General features: G+C 37.0%; 4 protein-coding genes. All 4 read right to left on the bottom strand.

From position 1 onward, the window contains the following. Positions 1-131: 131 nt before the first annotated feature. The 4 genes from AB1630_11905 to AB1630_11890 all read right to left on the bottom strand — a co-directional run bounded on the left by AB1630_11905 (position 132) and on the right by AB1630_11890 (position 2,569). Positions 132-551 carry a PaREP1 family protein gene (locus AB1630_11905; GenBank protein MEW6104496.1) on the bottom strand — a complete coding sequence of 140 codons (420 nt, stop codon included), beginning with the start codon at positions 549-551 and terminating at the stop codon, positions 132-134. A gap of 132 nt (positions 552-683) precedes the next feature. Beyond that, positions 684-1,388 carry a hypothetical protein gene (locus AB1630_11900; GenBank protein MEW6104495.1) on the bottom strand — a complete coding sequence of 235 codons (705 nt, stop codon included), beginning with the start codon at positions 1,386-1,388 and terminating at the stop codon, positions 684-686. A 293-nt stretch (positions 1,389-1,681) separates the two neighbouring features. Next, on the bottom strand, positions 1,682-2,050 hold the full coding sequence (locus tag AB1630_11895) for a PaREP1 family protein (GenBank protein ID MEW6104494.1): 369 nt from the start codon (positions 2,048-2,050) through the stop codon (positions 1,682-1,684). A 144-nt stretch (positions 2,051-2,194) separates the two neighbouring features. Continuing rightward, positions 2,195-2,569, bottom strand: coding sequence for a hypothetical protein (locus tag AB1630_11890; GenBank protein ID MEW6104493.1), 375 nt, complete (start codon positions 2,567-2,569; stop codon positions 2,195-2,197). Positions 2,570-2,860 lie beyond the last annotated feature (291 nt).

The following is a 2,860-nucleotide window of genomic DNA, read 5'->3' as shown; positions in this document are numbered from 1 at the left end:
CCTTCCAGCATCATTTAGTTTGTTACCTCCCTAAATGTGGAATTAAGTATTGGGCTAGTGGCTAACCTTTGCTTAAAGATTGGACTTTCACCAACAAGAACCAATACGCTTTGCTTGGCACACTCATCTTTTTACCTCCTTTTCCCCTCTGAAAGAGGGGTGTCAAACGAAGTTTGACGGGGTGTTTCCCCTTCAATCAGGGTTTTTATCTTTTTAATAAATTCTTTACTTTGGAGGGCATAATCCTCTACATCCTCCTTGGTAAGCCAACCTTCATAAAAGTTTGTATGCAACATTCCTGCCAAACCAAACTGTTCCCTTATCCTTTGGTCACCCAGTTCTTTAGATATCTCCCCTACATCCTGGAATAGCTTGGCATGGCCATCGTGTGGCCAACCCTTTAGCTCACAATAAGCCTTAAGGATTTGGACTGCTGCTCCCCAATATTTCTCAGAGCCTTGACGCAGATCGCCTTTTTTTAATTCCTTTTCGCCCTCTTTTATGTATTTATCTGCCTGGTCTATATATTGTTTTGCTTTAAGGTTATTCATTTTTAATCTCATAAATTATCATCTTTCTATGCAATTTATGTCAAGGAAGATTTTTATTTTACAATCCCAATCCATTCACTCTACACTATTTTACAATCCCCAGCTTGCCTACCTTCTTTCCGCCACCACCGCTTAATGTGGCAATTCGTAAATCCCCTTTTGTCTTGCCCTTCTTGAAAGCTCATAAGACCTGTAAAGCTTTATGTGGGGATATTCTTTTTTAAGGTATGCCTCTACATTGGGATGGATTAAATAACAAAGGAAAAAGGGGAATATATCACCCTTTAAGTAATTCTTTGCCCTTTCAATAAGCCTTGAAAAATCCTTAATATCCCTTTTTCCTATACTTGCTTTAGATTCTCCAATGATGTATATCTTCTTTCTATTCTTTGTTGCCTCAGCATAGATATTTATCTCATCCTCATTGCCATCAGGATAGATAAAGAATCTCCTTTCAAATTCTTTTTCTACTTTAATTTCAAAATCCTCCTTTAGCACATAAGGAAAGATAGGGTAGTATTTTTCTTCAAGCTCATAGCCAATGGTATTTGATATGCCCCCTACCTCTTTTTGGAGACCATCCATTCTCTCAGCAAGTAAGCCTATCTTTTCTTCTGTCTTCTTCTGTGCTTCGGCAAGCTCTTGCATAGCTTTATCAAGCCTGCTTACCTCCTTCTGGGTTTCTTTCTGGGCAACCGCAAGCTCTTTCTGTGCGACTACAAGCTTCCTTACCTCATTGGTAAGAAGGTTAAACTCCTCCCTGTCTACCTTTATACCCTTTGTTTTTTCTTCTATAATGGTCTCTATTGTTTTGTAAAGCTCAAGACTTATTGCCATTGTTTTATTTTAGCCTTTAAGACAACTTCCTGTCAATCTTTAAACCAAAAACCTATTCAAACGCTAAGCCATTTTAAGCTCTTTTTAGCAAACCATTAAACCCAAAATCCTAAACAAATTCAAAATCCCAATAAATTTGCTCTAGGTCGAAGGGTGTAGGGTCTTAAGGAAAAAATAATTTCCGTATCCCCTACCTTGACCCTGACCCTTGAACCATTTTGCTTTGGATTTAGTGCTTTTTTTCATTTTGACTTCCTTTCTTGTTCTCGTCTACCTAAACACATACAAGATTTTTAATCCCTCTTTTTTACCTTTCCATTTTTTATTATTTCTTTTATTTTATCACAGAATAACTTTGCTTCAGAAGCATTATCTTCTACCTCATCTTTAGTTAGCCATCCTTCGTAAAGATTTGTATGAAGCATACCGGCTAAGCTAAACTGTTTCTTTAAAAAAGGCTCTTTTTCTTCTTTGGCAAGCTTATCTACCGCTTCAAAAAGCCAGGCATGGCCATTGTGCTGAATACCTTTAGCGGTTGCCCAGGCTTTCACCATTTGTGCTGATGCCCCCCAATATTTTTCCGAAGCTTGAAGTAAATTATCCTCCTTAAGCTCTTTTTCGGCCTCTTTTATGTATTTATCTACTCTTGTCTTGCGATATATCGCTTTGTCTTAAGACCGTTTTGCTTCATTTTCTAAAATTTTGCCCTCTTTTAAGAATTTTTGCAAGAAAAATTTTTCTGCCACTTAAAACTAAAAATTGCTTCGCTTTTCCTTCGTATTCCAAAACTATTTTTCCTCTCCATTTTATATTCCAAAGATTTTTTCTATTAATTTTACAAAGGTTGGATTGGCAAATGTTAAGGCAATAAGGGCAATGGCAATAAAGATATTAAGCCTAAAATTAAGGGATTTAAATCGCTCATCTACCACATTAAACCTCTCCTCTATTACATTAAACCTCTCTTCAAATACCTCCCTAGTTACAAGCTCCTGTCTTAACTCACCCTTTAGCTCAACCTTTATTTGGCTTTTTTTCTCAACGATTACTTCTTTTGCCTTCTCATCAATGGCAGAGATTGCTGCCTCGAAAGCCTTAGCAAAGGTCTCTACCTTCTTTTTCTCACCCAATGCCTCTTCTAATAACTCAAAGGCTTCTCTTGGTAGTGCATAGGTTATCATCTTTACCTTCTATTATAATCTTACCATAAATTTTTTGCAAGCAATTTTTGTATGTGCTTGTAAAGAAAGCTTGAAAGCACCCTCAAAAAGTCAGCCCTGCCCATTATGGCGGATACCTAAGGATTCTGCCCATGCCTTTAACATCGATTATCACGGCACCTAAATAGTACTAAAATTTAAATTGGAGTTTTCTATTGCCCATCCAGGGAACTAATAAATCTTGTCTTTTAGAAACCCAATCCATAAGAATGGGATTGTATGATTTATTAGCAAATTTGACAAAGACAGAAG

The organism is bacterium (assembly GCA_040753555.1).
Lineage (GTDB): Bacteria > UBA9089 > UBA9088 > UBA9088 > UBA9088 > JBFLYE01.
This window is presented reverse-complemented; position numbering and strand designations above follow the sequence as displayed.

Coding starts and splice junctions, on each gene's coding strand:
- AB1630_11905 (MEW6104496.1), bottom strand. CDS start 551: ATGAATAACCTTAAAGCAAAACAATATATAGACCAGGCAGATAAATAC.
- AB1630_11900 (MEW6104495.1), bottom strand. CDS start 1,388: ATGGCAATAAGTCTTGAGCTTTACAAAACAATAGAGACCATTATAGAA.
- AB1630_11890 (MEW6104493.1), bottom strand. CDS start 2,569: ATGATAACCTATGCACTACCAAGAGAAGCCTTTGAGTTATTAGAAGAG.